Here is an 18,958-nt window from a genome sequence, read left to right on the forward strand (position 1 = left end):
GCAGGGCTCCGGCGTCCGCTTCGAGGCAGGAGTTTCCATGGTCCATCCAGCATCAGGCTTCCGAGGCACCCGTGCCGGTGTTGTCGCAGGCTCCGGATCGAGCCTGCAGAACAATGACTCGTCCTCCCGGCCCCTCCCGCGCATCCGGGTGTCCTACTGGTGCGCGAAGGGCCATGAGACCCAGCCGGTGTTCCTGAAAATGCCTGACGACCAGATTCCGCAGACGTGGGACTGCCGGCGGTGCGGCGCGACCGCTTCCCGGGACGGCCAGGCGGCGGCGCCGGATGACCCATTCGACGACGGCTACAAGAGCCACCTGGAATACGTTAAAGAACGGCGCTCCGGCCAGGACGCCGAGGACGTCCTGGCCGGAGCGCTGGAAAAGCTACGCTCCCGCGGCGTCCTTCCGGACCAGCTGCTCGGGGACACGTGAGGCTGCGTTCTCGTCGATAAGCCACAGGGTCCGGGACGTTCCCCGTGGGCCCGACGCAGGCACCTGCACCGGGTTTGCCCCGGCCAAGGCGAGTCCGACGGCTCCGGCCTTGTCCTCGCCTGCCACAACCATCCAGACCTCTGCCGCCGTATTGATGGCCGGCAGGGTCAGGGAAATCCGCAGCGGTGGCGGCTTGGGGGAGTTCCGCACGCCAACCACTGTGCGCTCCTTCTCGCGGACTCCGGCCTGCTCCGGGAACAGCGAAGCAATGTGGGCGTCAGGACCAACCCCCAGCAGCACCACGTCCAGGCGGGGGAGTGCGGACGGTTCCTCGGGCCTGTCGTCGGACATGTCCGCCGCGTGCTCGGCTGCTGCGGCATCCCGCAACTGGCGTGCATAGTCCTCAGCCGCTTCTTCGGGAGTGCCGAACTCATCGGCAGAACCCGGAGAGTGGATCCGTTCCGGGTCCACCGGAATGTGGGACAGCAACGCGTCAAACGCCTGCTTGGTATTCCGGTCCGGATCCGCGGCACCGACGAAGCGTTCGTCACCCCACCAGAAGTTGACCTTGGACCAGTCGACGGCGGGCGCCGCCGGGGAGTCCGCAACAGCCTTCAGCGTGCCGATCCCCACGGTTCCCCCGGTGAGCACCACCGTGGCTTCGCCGTACTTGTCCTGGACATCAACGAGCTTGGTGATCAGGCGTGCCGCTATGGCGGCCATGAGGACGGACGAATCAGGATGGATGCTTACTCGTGGGTCAACGCTCACTGGGTCGGACGCTCCTTAGATTGGTACGTGGCAGTCCAATAGTAATCACTTCGCCAAATACTTCGTCGGGGTCCAGGCGGCGCAGTTCTTCGGCGAGGCAGTCGCGGAGGCTGCGGCGCGGGAGGGAGATCCGCTGGGCGGGCTGGCCCGGCTGGGTGAGCTCGGCGATGGACAGTCCCGGCCGGAAGAGTTGGACGTCCCCGCCTGGGCGGGTCAGCCGCACGCGGCGGATGCCGGTCCCGGCGGGGTCCGCGACGATGGTCACCGGGGCGTCCAGGGTCAGGGTCAGCCAGGCTGCGAGCAGGATGGTGGAGGGTGAGTCCGAGGCACCTTCGACCGCTACCGCCGTCACGGGCGAGGAGTCCACCTCGTCCAGGGCGGCCGCGAGCTGGATGCGCCAGTTGGTCAGGCGCGTCCAGGCGAGGTCGGTGTCGCCTGCTTTGTAGGTCCGGTGGATGCGTTCCAGGGCGGCCTGGGGGTCGGGTTCGTTCGCGGAGTCGGTGATCCTGCGGTGGGCGATCGCACCGATGGACGTTTCGCAGGCGTTCTCGGGGGCGCCGTGCGGCCACCAGGCCACGATTGGCGCGTCCGGGAGCAGCAGCGCGGCGACCAGGGACTCACTTTCGCGGGCGAGCTGGCCGTAGCCGCGCAGCACGATGACCTCGGAGGCGCCGGCGTCCCCGCCGACCCGGATCTGGGCGTCGAGCCGGTCCTCGTTGTCCTTCCCGGCGTCGGCCAGCACGATGATCCGGCAGGGGTGTTCCCGGGAGGCGTCGTTGGCGGCCTCAATCGCTTCTTCCTCGAGCCCGGACTTCGTCACGACCACGAGGGTCAGGACCCGGCCCAGGGCGATCACGCCGCCCTGCTCGCGCAGGGCCATGAGTTTCTTGGACACCTTCGAGGTGGTGGTGTCCGGCAGGTTAACGATCATGGCCTTCTCCAGGTTCGTCCGTCGCGGGCCAGCAGCTCGTCAGCAGAGGCCGGGCCCCAGGAGCCGGGGGCGTAGGGTTCGGGCTGTTCGGACAGTGATGCCCAGTATTCCTCGAACGGGTCAAGGATCTTCCAGGAGAGCTCCACTTCCTCATGACGGGGGAACAGCGGCGGCTCACCCAGCAGCACGTCCAGGATCAAACGCTCGTAGGCTTCCGGGGAGGACTCGGTGAACGAGTGCCCGTAGCCGAAGTCCATGGTCACATCCCGGACTTCCATCTGCGTGCCGGGGACCTTGGACCCGAACCGGATGGTCACACCTTCGTCGGGCTGGACACGGATCACCACGGCGTTCTGGCCGAAGTCGTCCTCGCCGTGGTCCCGGAAGAGCAGGTTCGGGGCGCGCTTGAACACCACCGCGATCTCCGTCACCCGCCGGCCCAGTCGCTTGCCCGCGCGCAGGTAGAACGGCACCCCGGACCAGCGGCGGGTGTGGATGTCCACGCGCACCGCAGCGTAGGTTTCCGTGGTGGAATCGGCGGGGATGCCTTCTTCCTCCAGGTAGCCCAGGACCTGCTCGCCGCCCTGCCAGCCGCCGGTGAACTGCCCCCGCGCCGAATGCGTCGACAAATCCTCCGGGAGCTTCACCGCTGCCAGGACCTTTTCCTTCTCCGCCCGCAGGTCATCGGCGTTGAACGAGATGGGTTCCTCCATCGCGGTGAGCGCGAGCAGCTGCAGCAGGTGGTTCTGGATCACGTCGCGGGCGGCACCGACACCGTCGTAATACCCCGCCCGGCCACCGGTCCCGATGTCCTCGGCCATGGTGATCTGGACGTGGTCCACGTAGTTCGCGTTCCACAGTGGCTCGAACAGCTGGTTCGCGAAACGCAGCGCCAGGATGTTCTGCACCGTTTCCTTGCCCAGGTAGTGGTCAATCCGGAACACCGCGTCCGGCGGGAACACCGACTCCACAATGTCATTGAGCTGCCGGGCCGATTCCAGGTCATGGCCGAACGGCTTCTCGATCACCACCCGCCGCCACTTATCCCCGTCCGCCTGCGCCAGGCCATGCTTGGAGAGCTGACGGCAGACCTGCTCGAACGCCTTCGGCGGGATCGACAGGTAGAACGCGTGGTTGCCCCGGGTGCCCCGGACATCATCAAGTTCCTTGATCGTTTCGCCGAGCCGCTCAAAGGCCGCGTCGTCGTCGAACTCGCCCTGGACAAACCTGATGCCCTCAGAGAGCTGGTTCCACACCGCCTCATCAAACGGGGTGCGGGCATGGGCCTGCACCGAGGCCTTCACCTCGGCGGCGAAATCCTCCTTGTCCCACTCCCGGCGGGCGAAACCCACCAACGCAAAACTCGGCGGCAGCAACCCACGGTTGGCCAGGTCATACACCGCCGGCATCAGCTTCTTCCGGGCAAGATCCCCCGTGACCCCGAAAAGGACCAACGACGACGGACCGGCGATCCGGTTCAAACGGCGGTCACGCGGATCGCGCAACGGATTACGCCCGCGGCCCGCGCCCTTCCTGCCGTATTCAGTTTCTGGCATGGTTACTTTTGCGCCTTAGCTTTCGGTTGCGGATGCGCGGGTGGACAGTGCAGCGACGACGTCCTGCAGCTGGGCCACGCCGGCGGCACGGTCGGTGAGGTGGAGGCGCAGCACGGGACGGCCATGCTCACCCAGGACCTGGGCGTCGCCTGCAGCCTGGGCAGCGATGAGCTCACCAAAGGTGAACGGCCGGTCTGGGATGCCCAGGTCCTCCGCAGGGGCGGCAGTGACCTGGAGGAACACGCCGATGGCAGGGCCGCCCTTGTGGAACTGGCCGGTGGAGTGCAGGAAGCGCGGGCCCCAGCCGAACGTCACGGGACGGCCGGTGGCAGCAGCCAGTTCGTCACGGATGCCTTCGAGCCCGGCGAAGGCCAACCGGTCGAAGTACGCCTGGACGCTCAGGTAGCTGTCGGCGGACAAGGTGCCCAGCAGGGCCTTGACGGCACCCTCTGCGGTAGCGGCCTCGCCAAGCCAGTCGCCGCCGCGCACCTCGATGGCGCCGTCAACGAATGCCGCCGGCGTAGGCTCCGGCTGGGCGTCCAGCAGTCCGCGTGCCGCTACCTTGGCGGCCTCGACGTCGGGCTGGTCGAAGGGGTTGATCCCCAGCAGGCGGCCGGCCACGGCGGTGGCGAACTCCCACACCATCATTTGGGTGGCAAGGCCGCCGGCGATGGCCACCTGGTTGTCGCCGAGTTCGATGTCGGCATCCGCGGCCACAAGCCGCACCACCAGCACGTCAGCCGCGCCGGAAGTGACCTCCGGGGACTGCGGGCCTGCGACGACCGGCAGGATGCCCGTGCCCAGCTTGCCGGTGGATTCGGCGATGAGCTGCTCAGCCCAGTCAGCAAATCCAACAATGCCGGAGCCGTCCTCGGCGATGACAATCTTGTTCCGCAGCGGGTTGGTCCCGCCCAGTGCCGTACCCAGGGCGAGCCCGATGTTTTCAGGTGCATCATCGTTGAGGATTTCGGCAGCTTCTTCTGCCTCGTCCAGGAACGCCTGGATGTCCACCCCGGCCAGGCCGGAGGGTACAAGGCCGAACGCGGTCAGCGCCGAGTAGCGGCCGCCGACGTTGGGATCGGCATTGAAGACAGCCCGGTAGCCGGCTTCGCGTGAGGCCTTGTCCAGCGGTGAGCCGGGGTCGGTCACGATGATGATTCGGCTCTTGGCGTCCACGCCGGCCTCGGTGAAGGCCTGCTCGAAGATCCGCCGCTGGGAATCCGTTTCCAGGGTGGAACCGGACTTGGATGAGACCACGATGGCGGTGGCGGCCAGCCGGTCTGCGAGGGCAGCACGGACCTGGTCCGGGTCCGTGCTGTCCAGCACTGTCAGCTCGACGCCGGCCGTGCCGGCGATGACCTCGGGAGCCAGCGATGATCCGCCCATGCCGCAAAGCACGATCCGGCTGACGCCTTCGGCGCGCAGGGCGTCACGGAGTTCCAGGATGTCCTTGACCAGCGGCTGTGAAACGGTGGCGGCTTCCACCCAGCCCAGGCGGACTGCGGACTCGGATTCGGCGTCCGGACCCCACAACGTGTGGTCCTTGGCGAAGATCCGGGTGGCGATCCGGTCCTCGACGAGGGCGGGAAGGTGCTGTTCAAGCGCCTGCTGGGCAGCGCCGGTGGCGTCGTAGCTGAGAGTGCTCATAGGTGTTAGGAAGCCTTTCGTGCAGAGGCGAGGGCGCCTTCGACGTCGGCCAGCAGTTCCTTCCAGCTGGCCACGAACTTGTCCAGGCCTTCGGTTTCAAGGAGCGCGACGACCTCGTTGTAGGAGACGCCGAGCTTTTCCAGGGCGTCGAGGGTTGCGTTCGCCTCATCATAGGTGCCGGTGACGGTGTCACCGGTGACCACGCCGTGGTCGAAGGTGGCGTCCAGGGTCTTTTCCGGCATGGTGTTCACGACGCCGGGGGCCACGAGTTCGGTGACGTACAGGGTGTCCGGGTACGCCGGGTCCTTCACGCCGGTGGAGGCCCACAGGGGGCGCTGGGGGAGTGCGCCGGCGTCGGCCAGCAGGGCCCAGCGTTCGGTGGCGAACAGTTCCTCGTAGACCTGGTAGGCCAGGCGGGCGTTGGCCACACCGGCCTTGCCCTTGAGGGCCTTGGCCTCGTCGGTGCCGATCTTGTCGAGGCGCTTGTCGATCTCGGTGTCCACGCGGGAAACGAAGAAGGACGCAACGGAATGGATCTTCGACAGGTCGTGGCCGTTTTCCTTGGCCCGCTCCAGGCCGGACTGGAAGGCGTTGATGACGGCGCGGTAGCGCTCCAGGGAGAAGATCAGGGTCACGTTGACGCTGATGCCCTCGGCCAGGGTTGCCGTGATGGCTTCGAGGCCTTCGAGGGTGGCAGGGATCTTGATGTGGACGTTGTCCTTGTTGACGCGCTGGTAGAGGTGCTTGGCCTCGGCGATGGTTCCTGCGGTGTCCCAGGCAAGGCGCGGGTCGACCTCGATGGAGACCCGGCCGTCGACGCCCTTCGTTGCCGCAGCGACCGGGGCGAACAGGTCGCAGGCATCGGCGACGTCGGTGGTGGTGATCTCGAAGATCGTGTCCTCCACGCTGGCGCCTTCTGCTGCCTTGCCGGCGATGATGTGGTCGTAGTCGGTGCCGGAGGTGATGGCGGCGTGGAAGATGGACGGGTTGGTGGTCACACCAACCACGTTCTTTTCTTCGATGAGCTTGCGGAGGGTGCCGGTTTCCAGGCGTCCGCGGGAAAGGTCGTCGAGCCAGATGGAGACACCGGCGTCGGAAAGCTGCTGGGTGGGAGTAGTCATTGTTATATCTCCTAAAAGTTTAGGTTTCAGGGCTGGAGGCTGGAGAGGGAGTCCTTGGCGGCGGCGGCGACAGCTTCTGCCGTGATGCCGAACTCCTGGAAGAGGCGCTTGTAGTCAGCGGAAGCGCCGTAGTGTTCGAGGCTGACGGAGCGTCCGGCGTCGCCGACGAATTCGCGCCAGCCCAGGGCCAGTCCGGCCTCGACCGAGACGCGTGCCCTGACGGCGGCCGGCAGCACGGATTCGCGGTAGGCGGCGTCCTGCTTCTTGAACCACTCAACGCAGGGCATGGACACCACGCGGGCGGCGATGCCGTCGGCCTGGAGGGCTTCGCGGGCCTGGACGGCCAGCTGGACCTCGGAGCCGGTGGCAATCAGGATCACATCAGCCGGAACGGTGGCGCCGTCTTTCGATGCCTCGGCCAGCACGTAGCCGCCCTTGGCCACGCCTGCCGTGGATGCGAAAGTGTCGCCGTCGGCGTCGCCCGTACCGCGTTCCCACGTGGGAATGTTCTGGCGGGTCAGCACGATGCCTGCCGGGTTGGAGTGGTTCTCCAGCATGGTCTTCCAGGCTGCTGCCACTTCGTTCGCGTCACCGGGGCGGACCACGTCCAGGCCCACGATGGCGCGCAGCGATGCGAGCTGTTCCACGGGCTGGTGGGTGGGGCCGTCCTCACCCAGGCCGATGGAGTCGTGCGTCCAGACGTACAGGGACGGGACACCCATCAGGGCGCCGAGGCGGATGGCGGGGCGCTGGTAGTCGCTGAAGATCAGGAAGGTTCCGGAGAATGCACGGGTGTTGCCCGCCAGGCTGATTCCGTTCACGATCGACGCTGCGGCGTGCTCGCGGATACCAAAGTGCAGCACCCGGCCATACGGGTTGCCGGACCAGGCACCGGTCTGCTTGGAGGCAGGCACGAAGGACGGGGAACCCTCGATGGTGGTGTTGTTGGACTCAGCGAGGTCGGCGGAGCCGCCCCACAGCTCGGGCAGGACCGGGCCGAGGGCGTTCAGGACCTTGCCGGAGGCTGCGCGGGTGGAGACATCCTTGCCGGCCGGGAAGACCGGAAGCGCGGCGTCGACGTCGGCAGGAAGTTCCTGCGCCTCGATGCGCTGGAGGAGGGCGGCGCCCTCCGGGTTGGCTTCGCGCCAGGCGTTGAAGGATTCTTCCCAGGCCTTGTGTTCTGCGGCGCCGCGTTCCACCACTGCGCGGGCGTGGTCCAGGACTTCCTGGTCCACCTCGAAGGACTTGGCGGGGTCGAAGCCCAGCACCTCCTTCAGTGCGGCCACCTCTTCGGCGCCAAGGGCGGAACCGTGGATCTTGCCGGTGTTCTGCTTCTTGGGGGCCGGGTAGCCGATGATGGTGCGCAGCGAGATGATGGACGGCTTGGAGGTTTCGGCCTTGGCGGCGAGCAGGGCGCTGTAGAGCTCCTGGACGTCTTCCTTGTATTCGCCGGTCCGGGTCCAGTCCACGCGCTGGGTGTGCCAGCCGTAGGCCTCGTAACGCTTCAGGACATCCTCGGTGAACGCGATGTCGGTGTCGTCTTCGATGGAGATGTGGTTCTCGTCGTAGATCACCACGAGGTTGCCCAGTTCCTGGTGTCCTGCCAGTGAGGACGCCTCGGACGTGACACCTTCCTGGAGGTCGCCGTCGGAGGCGATGACCCAGATGGTGTGGTCAAACGGCGACTCGCCGGCGGGAGCATCGGCGTCGAACAGGCCACGCTGCCGGCGCTGGGAGTAGGCGAATCCCACCGAGGACGCCAGGCCCTGGCCCAGCGGGCCCGTGGTGATCTCCACGCCGGCGGTGTGCTTGTACTCGGGGTGGCCGGGAGTCAGCGAGCCCCAGGTGCGCAGGGCCTCAAGGTCCTTGAGTTCCAGGCCATAGCCGGAAAGGAAAAGCTGGATGTAGAGCGTCAGGGACGTGTGGCCGGGGGACAGGATGAACCGGTCACGGCCAAGCCACTGCGGATCGCGCGGGTCATGGCGCATCAGCTTCTGGAAGAGAAGGTATGCGGCGGGGGCCAGGCTCATGGCAGTGCCGGGGTGGCCGTTGCCCACCTTCTCCACCGCGTCCGCGGCGAGGACACGGATGGTGTCCACGGCGCGCTGGTCCAAGCTGGTCCATGACAGTTCTTGCTCTTCCAAATGTGGCACGAAAACCGGGCCCCTCTCTGTGCTGATGGCGGCGGTACACCGGATCCGTCCAAGGGCGCGCTGTTTGGCGCCCGCTGCGGTGTGTACCAGCCGTTCACCATCGAAACGTTGATCCTTGCATTCAGTCACGGACAGCAAGCGGGAATGCGTTTTCCACCGCTTTCTTGCTGCGTGCTGATCTGGTGACAGCTTAGCTCTTATCCATACTGCGGGCGGCGCAAATCTCACGTTTTGGACGCAATTTCCCCTTTTGTGAATGACCTTCACGGAGGGTTGAGTTAATCTGCTCGAATGGGCCTGCGAGCGATCAATTGCGCATAGTGCGGGGCGGGGGCAGGGCCGTTGGCGCGGTATGATAATCGGAGGCCAACGCCGGGCGCGCATCCCTATCGCCGCCCGGGGTGTCCCGGCTGTTGCACGCACGTGAAGCGTTTCCTTCCTTAAGTGCCGTGCCCGGGTCCGGGCCGCACGACCGGAGCTGCCTGCCAGCCTCAACTGCCACACAGAACGGGTGACTGCCACCGTGAGCACAACAGATACGCCGCTGAACGCATCCCGGGCCTCCGGCATCGGGTTTGCCCGTAAGGCCAAGGCGTATCTCGCCCTCACCAAGCCGCGCGTGATCGAGCTGCTCCTGGTGAGCACCCTGCCCACCATGATTTACGCCGAGCGGGGCTTCCCGTCCATCGGGCTGATCCTTGCCACACTGGTGGGCGGCGCCTTTGCTGCCGGCAGCGCCGGAGCCTTCAACTGCTACATCGACCGGGACATCGACAAGCTGATGCACCGGACGGAGAACAGGCCGCTGGTTACCGGCGAAGTCACCCCGCGGGAAGCCCTGGTCTTTTCCTGGCTGCTGGGCGCAGCCGCCATCGTGATCCTGTGGTTCGGCGCCAATCCGCTCTCTGCCTGGCTGGGCCTGGGTGCCATCTTCTTCTACGTGGTCATCTACACCATGATCCTCAAGCGCCGCACGGCGCAGAACATCGTATGGGGCGGTGCCGCAGGCTGCTTCCCGGTGCTGATCGCGTGGGCTGCCGTGACCAACTCGGTGGAGTGGCCCGCCGTCATCCTCTTCATGGTGATCTTCCTTTGGACGCCGCCGCACTACTGGCCCCTGTCCATGCGCTATGGCGAGGACTACCGGAACGCCAACGTCCCCATGCTTGGAGCCATCGCCGGGGCCAAGGTCGTCTCTGTCCAGGTGGTGCTGTACGCCTGGGCCATGGTGGCCTCCTCCTTGCTGATGATCCCGGCCGGCGGGGCGGGCTGGGTGTACACGGTGACGGCCGTCGTCGCGGGCGCTTGGTTCCTCTATGAGTCCCATGCGCTGTACTCCCGCGCCCACCGCGAGGATATTTCCGACAAGCGCGCCATGAAGGTGTTCCACGGTTCCATCAGCTACCTGACGCTGCTGTTTATCGCCCTCGCGGTGGACCCCTTCGTTGGAAGTGCTGTCATGCCCGGCTAGCCACTGCGGCCTGGCACCACGGCGGCTCCTGCTTCAGGCAGGAGCCGCCGTTGTGCTTTAATCGTCGACAGGACAAATGTGACAAGTTTGTCATATCTATCACATTAACTGTCATTGCCGGTGACCGGATGCTTACGGTGGAGCGGACCCTTCCCGCGACCAAAGGAAATCCCCATGGAAGCCCGTCCCGCTGCCGTCTCCGCCCCCAGCCACAGCCCGCCCGGAGGAGGCGGCGGAGGCCCCCGCCGGTTCCTGTCCCGCCCTCCGTTCTTCGCCCACCTTGGAGCCGACGTGCCGGCATCGCTGGTGGTGTTCCTGGTGGCACTCCCGCTCTCGCTGGGGATTGCAGCGGCCTCCGGGGCGCCCATCATGGCGGGACTTATCGCCGCCACCATCGGGGGGATCGTGGCCGGAAGCCTCGGCGGCTCACCCCTCCAGGTGAGTGGACCGGCGGCCGGACTGACCGTCGTCGTGGCCGGCCTCGTCCAGGAATTCGGCTGGCAGGTGACCTGCGCCATCACCGCGGCCGCCGGCGTCGTCCAGCTTTTGCTGGGTTTCAGCCGGGTGGGAAGGGCCGCCCTGGCGGTGTCGCCGGTAGTGGTCAAGGCCATGCTCGCCGGCATCGGCGTCACCATCATCCTGCAACAACTGCACGTGATTCTCGGGTCCCGGCCCGCCGGATCCGCCCTGGAGAACCTCGCCGGACTCCCGGCGGCCATTACCAACCTCGAGCTGCACGCGGCCCTGCTGGGGCTGGCCGTCGTGGCGATCCTGCTCTGCTGGAAGTTCCTGCCCGCCGCTGTCCGGCGGATTCCCGGGCCCTTGGCCGCCGTCGCGGCAGGAACCGCACTGGCCGTGGCTTTTGCGCCCGGCGTTGAACGCATATCCCTGGACGGGTCCATCTTCGACGCCATCGCCCTGCCGCAGCTACCAGACGGAAACTGGCGCGCCTTCGCATTCGCCGTCATGACCATGGCGCTGATCGCCAGTATCGAGTCCCTTCTGTCCGCTGTGGCCGTGGACAGAATGCAAACCGGTCCGCGGACAAACCTCAACCGGGAGCTTATTGGGCAGGGCACGGCAAACATCCTCTCCGGGTCGCTGGGCGGCCTGCCGGTGACGGGTGTGATCGTACGCAGCGCCACCAATGTGGAAGCGGGCGCGGCCACGCGCACGTCCGCGGTGCTGCATGGGGTGTGGATCCTTGCGTTCTCGGCCCTCTTCTCCGGTCTGATCCAGCTGATTCCGTTGGCTGTCCTGGCCGGCCTGCTGGTGGTGATCGGTGCCCGCCTGATCAAAGTGGCGGACATCCGCACCAGCCTGCGGACCGGGGATCTCCCGATCTATGCGGTGACCCTGGTCTGCGTGGTGTTCCTGAACCTGCTTGAGGGCGTCATGATCGGCCTTGCGCTTGCCGCCGCCAACGTCCTCTGGCGTGTCCTGCGGGCCCAGATCCATGCCCACCCGCCGGCCGCCCCGTCGTCGCCCTGGCGCGTGACGATCGCCGGTTCGTGCAGCTTCTTCGCGCTGCCAAAGCTCAACCCCGTTCTCCAGGTTGTACCGGCCGGCAGGAACGTGGTGGTGGAGCTGAACGCGGACTACGTCGACCACTCTTTCCGTGAAGCCCTGCTCGCCTGGCAGCTGCAGCACCAGGCCACCGGTGGAACCGTGCGCCTTGAGGAACACGGCAACACCGTTTTCCAGGATGCCGGTCACCAGGCACCCAGGCGCGAGGAAGCCACCGAACTGCCGCTCCCGCCGCGGAAGGAACCCCTGCTGGTGGGGGTCAACAAGTACCACCGCCGGTTTGCCCACCAGGTCCGTCCGCTGGTCCATGACCTGACGGAAGGCCAGAACCCTGACAGCCTGTTCGTGGCCTGCGTCGATTCCCGCGTCAACCCGAACCTGATCACCAGCAGCGGCCCCGGAGATCTGCTCACGCTGCGGAACATCGGCAACGTGGTGTGCAGCCACGGGCGGGACGCCTCGATTGATTCGGCCCTGTCCTTTGCCGTCAACGGCCTGCGGGTGCAGTCCCTGGTCATTTGCGGGCACTCCAACTGCGGTGCCATGAACGCGCTCCTTGCGGAAGCCGACAGCGGAGACAACAGTTCCCTGGGCCCGGCGTTCACCCAGTGGCTGGACCACGCCCGGCCCAGCTATGCGGCACTGCTGGCTGGGCACCCGGTGGGCAAGCAGGCCGCCGCAGCGGGCTACGGGACCGTTGACCAGCTCTCGATGGTCAACGTGGCCGTGCAGCTGGCAAAGCTCCAGGACCATCCGGTGGCCGGCCCCGCACTGGCCGATGGGACGGTCCAGGCCACGGGACTTTTCTATGACATTGCCACGGCCCGGGTCCTTCAGGTTTCCGCCGACGGCATCGAGAACCTGGATCCTGCCTTCGGCGCTGGCTGCCGGGGCAGCGTCGCCGCAGCCGGCCGCTAGCCAGCGGACTTAAAAGGGAGGCGCCCCGGTCCTGACGTGGACCGGGGCGCCTGGCGCCAGATGCGCTGGAGGCTATTTCACCTTGCTGGACCGCGCGATGTCCCAGGCATTGGTCGAGGCTGCCATGAGCAGCGCCGCGCCGAGCATGTGCGCTGCCACCAGCAACGCCGGAATGCCGTTGTAGTACTGCGTGAACCCGATGATGGCCTGCAGCACGGTAACGCCCAGGAGCATCAGGACTGCCGTCCGGAACGGGCCCGAAATGCGGCGGGGAATGACCAGCACCAAGGCCACCACGGTGCCGGCGGTGACCAGGTATGCCGGCACTGCGTGGATGTGGGAGAACAGGTCCCAGTCCAGGTCGTTGCGGGGAGCGTCGGCGTCACCTGCGTGGGGACCTGCACCCGTGACCACCACACCGAGCATCACGGCCACGGCGGAGAAGAGTGCGACGGCGGCCGTCACCGGACGCAGCACGGCCGGCAGTTCCGCGGGGCGGCCTGCGGGGAAGCGGCCGGTCCGGCCGAAGGCGCGGTTCACCAGCAGGGTGGAGAACACCACCAGGGCCATCGACACCAGGAAGTGCAGGCCCACCACCCACGGGTTGAGGTTGGTGAGCACGGTAACGCCGCCGATGACGGCCTGTGCGGGGATGCTGGCGAGCAGTCCGAGGGCCAGCAGGAAGAGGTCCTTGCGTTCCTTCCGCAGGTTCCACAAGTAGACCAGCATGAGCGCGGCCACAGCGGCCAGCGCGAAGGTCAGGAGCCGGTTGCCGAACTCGATGAAGCCGTGGATGCCCATCTCGGGAGTGTTCACGATCGAGTCCGAGGTGCAGCGGGGCCAGGTGGGGCAGCCAAGGCCTGAGGCCGTGAGGCGGACAGCGCCGCCCGTGACCACCAGAAGCGTCTGGCCGATCAGGGATGCGACGGCGAGGCGGCGGATGCGTACGTCCACCGTGCGGGGGAGCCGCGACGCCAGGCGGCCGGCAAGCTGGGGAAGGCGTGAAGCCGTGGTCACGATTATCTCAATTCCACTTGAACCAACGGATGGCTGCGGCTCCGGCAATGACTGTCCAGAGCAGCAGGATCAGGGCGGCGCCGCCGTTCACGGCCCCGCCCAGGAAAGCGGCGCGCATCGATTCACCGAGGGCGCCGGAAGGCAGGAAATGGACGACGGCCTGCGCCGCGGCGGGCAGCCGTTCGGCCGGGAGGACGATCCCGCCCATGGCACCGAGGAGGATCCACAGCAGGTTAGTGATCGCCAGCGTCGCTTCCGGCCGGACGGTTCCGGCCACCAGCAGCCCCAGGGCAGTGAAAGCCGCTGCGCCCAGTGCCAGCAGCGCAAGCCCGGGGAGCCAGCCGGCCGCCGTCGGCTGCCACCCCAGCGCCAGGGCAACAAGGCCCACCACCACTACCTGGAGGCAGAGGACGGCCAGCACCGAGAGAACTTTGCCGGCGATCAGGCCGCCGCGCCCAAGGGGCGTCGTGGACAGGAACCGGAGCACCCCGTAGCGGCGGTCGAAGCCGGTGGCGATGCCCTGGCCGGTGAAAGCCGTGGACATGGCGCACAGGGCCAGGATGCCCGGAACGGCCACGTTGATGCGGCTGGAGCCCATTCCGTCCAGGAAGGGCGTCACCGTCAGGCCGACCAGTGCCAGCAGGGGCAGCACCACAGCCAGGATCAGCTGTTCGCCGTTGCGCAGCATGGTCAGTGCCTCGTATTTGCCCTGCAGGAGGACGCGGCGCAGCAGGGACGCGGGCTGTTGCGTCTCCCGGATCGCTGCGGTACTCATCGGATGTCCTTTCCCGAGATATCCAAAAAGACGTCTTCAAGGCTACGCGCCTGGAGGCTCATCGACGCCGGCATGATGTCCTTTGCTTCCCACCACTGGGCAAGCGCAGAGAGGTGGCGGGGCGTGAGGGCGCCGGTGACGGCGTAGCTGCCCGCGCGGGTTTCGGAGACGTCGACGCCGTCCGGCAGCACGGCAGCCAGGTCCAGCCCGGCGGGTGCTTCGAACACCAGGGTCCGGACGTGCTCGCCGGCATGGTCCGCCACGGGGCTGCGCTGCAGCAGCTCATGGACGGTTCCTTCGGCGACGTTGCGGCCGCCGTCGATGATGTACACATAGTCCGCAAGGCGCTGGGCGTCGTCCATGAGGTGGGTGGTGAGGATGATTCCCATGCCGCCGTCGCGCAGTTCGGCAATCAGGTCGAACACCAGCTGGCGGGACTGCGGGTCCAGGCCGGCGCTGGGCTCGTCCAGGAACAGGACTTCGGGCCTGCCGATCAGGGCTGCCGCAAGTGCCAGGCGCTGCTTCTGGCCGCCGGACAGCCGGCGGACGCTGGTGCGGCTGAAAGTATCGATGCCGAGCCGGCCCACCAGGTCCTGCAACGGCCAGGGGCGGGCGTACAGCCCGGCGATATGCCGCAACAGTGGCAGTGGCCTGGCCGACGGCGGAAGCCCGCCGTCCTGCAGCATCACACCGACGCGGGAGCGCAGGTCGGCGCCTGCCGTGGCGGGGTCCTGGCCCAGCAGCGAGATGCTGCCGCCGCTGCGCTTCTGGAGGCCCTGGGCGCACTCAAGGGTCGTCGTCTTTCCGGCGCCGTTCGCGCCCAGCAGGGCGGTGACCTGCCCGCGCTCCGCGGTGAGGGAGACGCCGCTGACAACCCTGAGCATCTTTCCGTCCAGGCTGGAAAGGGGGCCTACGTCCTTGATGAGCCCATGGATGGACAGGACGGGGGACTGGGGGGATCGCACCACAGTATTCTACGGGATGTAGTATATGGAGCCGTCCGTCAGGAAGGTCCCCTATCCTTGGAGTTTTGCGTGCAGCCGGCCAAGGTCAGCCTGCCCTTACTGGAGCACGGGACTAAATTACGACATGATTGTGTTGTGTATTCCATGACCAACGCTACCGCTGTGCCTGTTGCCGGGCCGGCTCCCGCTGCGTCCGGTCCTGTGGCGGACGCCGACGAGCGCACCCGGGACCGGGTCCTTGCTGCCGTCCTGGAACACGGTCCCGTCAGTGCGGCCGAGTTGGGGGACATGCTGGGGTTCACCCCGGCCGCTGTCCGGCGCCACCTCGACCACCTGTCCCGGGCCGGCATTATCGAGGTCAAGCGGGTTGCCAAGCCGGGAGCAGGTGCCGGCCGGCCCGCACGCCGCTACGTTCTCAGCTCGCAGGGCCAGTCCAGCCTGGGCAATGACTACCTGGACATTGCAGCACTTGCCCTCCAGCAGCTGCAGAAGGTGGCCGGCCCCGACGCCGTACGGGCGTTCGCCGAGGAGCGGTTCGCGGACATGGAACGGCGCTACGCGCCCGAAATGGAAAAAGCCGGTCCGGACATCAGGGACCGCGCCACCGCCCTGTCGGCCGCCCTCAGCCGCGACAACTTCGTGGCATCCGCCGCCTCCATCGAGGCCAAGGCACCCCTGCCCGCGGCGCTTTCCAGCGTGCAGCTCTGCCAGGGCCACTGCCCCATCCAGCAGCTCGCCGCCCGCTTCCCGGTGTTCTGCGACGTCGAAACGGAAGTCTTCTCGAGGCTGGTGGGAGTGGACGTACGCCGGCTTTCCACCCTGGCCCGTGGTGGCCACGTCTGCACCACCCACATTCCCACAGGCAGGCTGTCTGCCAGACCGGCCACCGCGCCGGCGGCAGCCCCCGCCCGCCTGGACGAAGTAACCAACCATCAGCAAGAAAGGCCGTGATGACGGACCAACTATCAGAGAAAGCAGTAGCCGAAAACACTGTGATCTCGGAGATTCTGGAGAAGAATCCCGAGCTCCACGGCATCGGCAACTACGAGTACGGCTGGGCTGACAAGAACGACGTCGGCGCCAATGCACGGCGTGGTCTCGATGAAGAGGTAGTCCGGGACATCTCGGCCAAGAAGAGCGAGCCGGAATGGATGCTCGACCTCCGCCTCAAGGGCCTGAAGTACTTCGACCGCAAGCCCATGCCCACCTGGGGTGCAGACCTCTCCGGCATCGACTTCGACAACATCAAGTACTTTGTCCGCTCCACCGAGAAGCAGGCTGCCACCTGGGAAGATCTCCCGGAGGACATCCGCAACACGTACGAGAAGCTGGGCATCCCGGAAGCCGAGCGCAGCCGCCTCGTTTCCGGCGTTGCCGCCCAGTACGAGTCCGAGGTGGTGTACCACCAGATCCGTGAGGACCTCGAGGCCCAGGGCGTCATCTTCCTGGACACCGACACCGCTTTGAAGGAACACCCGGAGATCTTCCAGGAGTACTTCGGCACCGTGATCCCGGTGGGCGACAACAAGTTCGCGTCGCTGAACACCTCAGTGTGGTCCGGCGGTTCCTTCGTATACGTACCCAAGGGCGTCCACGTCGACATCCCGCTGCAGGCGTACTTCCGCATCAACACCGAGAACATGGGCCAGTTCGAGCGGACCCTGATCATCGCCGACGAGGACTCCTACGTCCACTACATCGAAGGCTGCACGGCGCCGATCTACACCTCGGACTCGCTGCACTCCGCCGTGGTGGAAATCATCGTGAAGAAGGGCGCCCGCGTCCGCTACACCACCATCCAGAACTGGTCCAACAACGTGTACAACCTGGTGACCAAGCGCGCGGTCTGCGAAGCCGGCGCCACCATGGAATGGGTGGACGGCAACATCGGCTCCAAGGTCACCATGAAGTACCCGGCCGTGTACCTCGTAGGCGAAGGGGCCAAGGGCGAGACCCTGTCCATCGCGTTCGCCGGCGAGGGCCAGCACCAGGACACCGGCTCCAAGATGGTGCACATTGCGCCGAACACCAAGAGCTCCATCATCTCCAAGTCCGTTGCCCGTGGTGGCGGCCGCGCCGCCTACCGCGGCCTGGTCCAGGTCCGGGAAGGAGCCAAGCACTCCGCCAACACCGTGCGCTGCGACGCGCTCCTGGTGGACACCATTTCCCGCTCGGACACCTACCCGTACATCGACATCCGCGAGGACGATGTGCAGCTGGGACACGAGGCCACCGTTTCCCGCGTCAGCGAGGAGCAGCTCTTCTACCTCATGTCCCGCGGCATGCCCGAGGACGAGGCCATGGCCATGATCGTGCGCGGCTTCATTGAGCCGATCGCCCGCGAGCTGCCCATGGAATACGCCCTTGAGCTGAACCGCCTCATCGAACTCCAGATGGAAGGATCCGTCGGTTAATGACTGCCGAAGCAACTACCGAGAAGGCGCGCATCGGCGCACCGTCGATCGCCGGTTTCACCGAGGAAGGCGAGCACCTGGTCGCCTCCAAGGTTGACCGCCACCACAGCCACGGCACCCAGGTCATGGCCTCCCGCGCCGAGCGGCTCACCAGCCATGACGTGGCCGACTTCGCCCTGCCCAACGGCCGGGAAGAGGAATGGCGCTTCACCCCGGTGCGCGAACTGGCCAACCTGCTGTCCGATACCCCGTCGGAGGCCGGCGCCCTGAGCCTTTCGGTCGAGGCGCCCGCATCCGTGGTCCAGCGGACCCTTCGCGAAGGTGAGGCCCCCCGTGGCTCCACCCTCGTCCCCGCCGATCGGGCCGCCGTCGTGGCTTCCGCGAACGCCGGCGACGCCCAGCTCATCTCCATCCCTGCGAACGCCGAGTTGGACGAGCCTGTGCGACTGGTCCTGACAGGCAACGCTGCAGGACGCCGTACCAACTCCCACGTGGTGATCCAAGCCGGAGTCAACAGCCGCTCCGTCGTGATCATTGAGCACGACGGCACGGCAGACCACAACGGCAACGTTGAGGTCCTGGTCGGCGAAGGCGCCCACCTCACGGTGGTTTCCCTGCAGCTGTGGGGGGACGACGCCAAGCACCTGGCACAACACGATGCCGAGGTTGCCAAGGACGCCGTATACAAGCACATTGCCGTAACGCTTGGCGGCAAGATCGTGCGCCTGAACTCCAACGTCCGCTTCGCCGGGGAAGGTGCCGAGACGCAGCTCCTGGGCCTGTACTACGCCGATGCGGGCCAGCACCTCGAGCACCGCTCCTTCGTGGACCACAACGTGGCCAACTGCAAGTCCAACGTCCTGTACAAGGGCGCGCTGCAGGGCAAGGGTGCGCACACGGTGTGGGTTGGCGACGTGCTGATCCAGAAGCAGGCTGAGGGAACCGACTCCTACGAGAAGAACCAGAACCTGGTCCTCACCGACGGTTGCCGCGCGGACTCCGTGCCCAACCTCGAGATCGAGACCGGCCTGATCGAGGGCGCCGGCCACGCAAGTGCCACCGGCCGGTTCGACGACGAGCACCTGTTCTACCTGATGGCCCGCGGCATCCCCGAGGATGTTGCCCGCCGCCTGGTGGTCCGCGGCTTCCTGAACGAGATCATCCAGCAGATCAAGGTCCCGGCCCTCGAAGAGCGCCTGACCGAGGCTGTGGAACGCGAACTCGCGGCAATCGACTACTAGGGACAGGCAGGCAGGAAC

At 66.7% G+C, this 18,958-nt stretch carries 15 protein-coding genes; 6 read left to right on the forward strand and 9 right to left on the reverse strand.

The genetic code is table 11. The annotated features are described in order from the left end of the window. Nucleotides 1-37 precede the first annotated feature (37 nt). Nucleotides 38-433 (forward strand): RNA polymerase-binding protein RbpA, encoded by a 396-nt coding sequence (locus tag AB0280_RS02505; protein ID WP_159632057.1) that lies wholly within the window; start codon nucleotides 38-40, stop codon nucleotides 431-433. On the opposite strand, the gene pgl is transcribed toward AB0280_RS02505, so the two are convergent. From pgl to tkt, 6 genes are read right to left on the reverse strand one after another with little or no spacing between them, the layout of a single operon-like run. Continuing rightward, a complete protein-coding gene (gene pgl, locus AB0280_RS02510; protein ID WP_307490148.1) occupies nucleotides 386-1,204 on the reverse strand; it encodes a 6-phosphogluconolactonase in 819 nt (272 codons plus the stop codon). The two genes, AB0280_RS02505 and pgl, sit on opposite strands and share 48 nt — an antisense overlap. Continuing rightward, entirely contained in the window at nucleotides 1,194-2,135 is a 942-nt protein-coding gene (locus AB0280_RS02515; RefSeq protein WP_159632055.1) for a glucose-6-phosphate dehydrogenase assembly protein OpcA, read from the reverse strand. The genes pgl and AB0280_RS02515 overlap by 11 nt, the downstream gene beginning before the upstream one ends. Next, entirely contained in the window at nucleotides 2,132-3,691 is a 1,560-nt protein-coding gene (zwf, locus tag AB0280_RS02520) for a glucose-6-phosphate dehydrogenase (protein WP_159632054.1), read from the reverse strand. Before zwf ends, AB0280_RS02515 begins: the two co-directional genes overlap by 4 nt. A 15-nt stretch (nucleotides 3,692-3,706) precedes the next feature. Continuing rightward, nucleotides 3,707-5,338 carry a glucose-6-phosphate isomerase gene (locus AB0280_RS02525; RefSeq protein WP_224026042.1) on the reverse strand — a complete coding sequence of 544 codons (1,632 nt, stop codon included), beginning with the start codon at nucleotides 5,336-5,338 and terminating at the stop codon, nucleotides 3,707-3,709. A gap of 5 nt (nucleotides 5,339-5,343) precedes the next feature. Continuing rightward, nucleotides 5,344-6,459 (reverse strand): transaldolase, encoded by a 1,116-nt coding sequence (gene tal, locus AB0280_RS02530; protein WP_159632052.1) that lies wholly within the window; start codon nucleotides 6,457-6,459, stop codon nucleotides 5,344-5,346. Between the two features lie 26 nt (nucleotides 6,460-6,485). Next, nucleotides 6,486-8,603 carry a transketolase gene (gene tkt / locus AB0280_RS02535; RefSeq protein ID WP_275180082.1) on the reverse strand — a complete coding sequence of 706 codons (2,118 nt, stop codon included), beginning with the start codon at nucleotides 8,601-8,603 and terminating at the stop codon, nucleotides 6,486-6,488. Nucleotides 8,604-9,123: 520 nt separating this feature from the next. Here tkt and AB0280_RS02540 point away from each other — a divergent pair. Then, nucleotides 9,124-10,083, forward strand: coding sequence for a heme o synthase (locus tag AB0280_RS02540; protein ID WP_159632050.1), 960 nt, complete (start codon nucleotides 9,124-9,126; stop codon nucleotides 10,081-10,083). Between the two features lie 174 nt (nucleotides 10,084-10,257). Next, a complete protein-coding gene (locus AB0280_RS02545; protein ID WP_366366116.1) occupies nucleotides 10,258-12,528 on the forward strand; it encodes a bifunctional SulP family inorganic anion transporter/carbonic anhydrase in 2,271 nt (756 codons plus the stop codon). Between the two features lie 72 nt (nucleotides 12,529-12,600). Here the strand turns inward: AB0280_RS02545 and AB0280_RS02550 are convergent, their stop codons facing one another. From AB0280_RS02550 to AB0280_RS02560, 3 genes are read right to left on the reverse strand one after another with little or no spacing between them, the layout of a single operon-like run. Next, a complete protein-coding gene (locus AB0280_RS02550) occupies nucleotides 12,601-13,545 on the reverse strand; it encodes a COX15/CtaA family protein (RefSeq protein ID WP_366366117.1) in 945 nt (314 codons plus the stop codon). A gap of 7 nt (nucleotides 13,546-13,552) precedes the next feature. After that, entirely contained in the window at nucleotides 13,553-14,320 is a 768-nt protein-coding gene (locus tag AB0280_RS02555; protein ID WP_224026046.1) for an ABC transporter permease, read from the reverse strand. Beyond that, complete coding sequence (locus tag AB0280_RS02560; protein WP_224026047.1) at nucleotides 14,317-15,285, reverse strand: ABC transporter ATP-binding protein; 969 nt, start codon at nucleotides 15,283-15,285, stop codon at nucleotides 14,317-14,319. The genes AB0280_RS02555 and AB0280_RS02560 overlap by 4 nt, the downstream gene beginning before the upstream one ends. Before the next feature lie 144 nt (nucleotides 15,286-15,429). Between AB0280_RS02560 and AB0280_RS02565 the strand changes: the two genes are divergently transcribed. Genes AB0280_RS02565 through sufD form a run of 3 tightly spaced genes read left to right on the forward strand, consistent with a single transcriptional unit; the run spans nucleotide 15,430 to nucleotide 18,940 of the window. Then, nucleotides 15,430-16,236, forward strand: coding sequence for a helix-turn-helix transcriptional regulator (locus AB0280_RS02565; RefSeq protein WP_275180085.1), 807 nt, complete (start codon nucleotides 15,430-15,432; stop codon nucleotides 16,234-16,236). Beyond that, nucleotides 16,236-17,699, forward strand: a complete 1,464-nt coding sequence (gene sufB, locus AB0280_RS02570) for a Fe-S cluster assembly protein SufB (RefSeq protein ID WP_275180086.1) — start codon at nucleotides 16,236-16,238, stop codon at nucleotides 17,697-17,699. Before AB0280_RS02565 ends, sufB begins: the two co-directional genes overlap by 1 nt. Beyond that, nucleotides 17,699-18,940 (forward strand): Fe-S cluster assembly protein SufD, encoded by a 1,242-nt coding sequence (gene sufD / locus AB0280_RS02575; protein WP_159632043.1) that lies wholly within the window; start codon nucleotides 17,699-17,701, stop codon nucleotides 18,938-18,940. Before sufB ends, sufD begins: the two co-directional genes overlap by 1 nt. Nucleotides 18,941-18,958 lie beyond the last annotated feature (18 nt).

Origin of the sequence: Pseudarthrobacter sp. 902506025, assembly GCF_040702325.1 — a bacterium.
Lineage (GTDB): Bacteria > Actinomycetota > Actinomycetes > Actinomycetales > Micrococcaceae > Arthrobacter.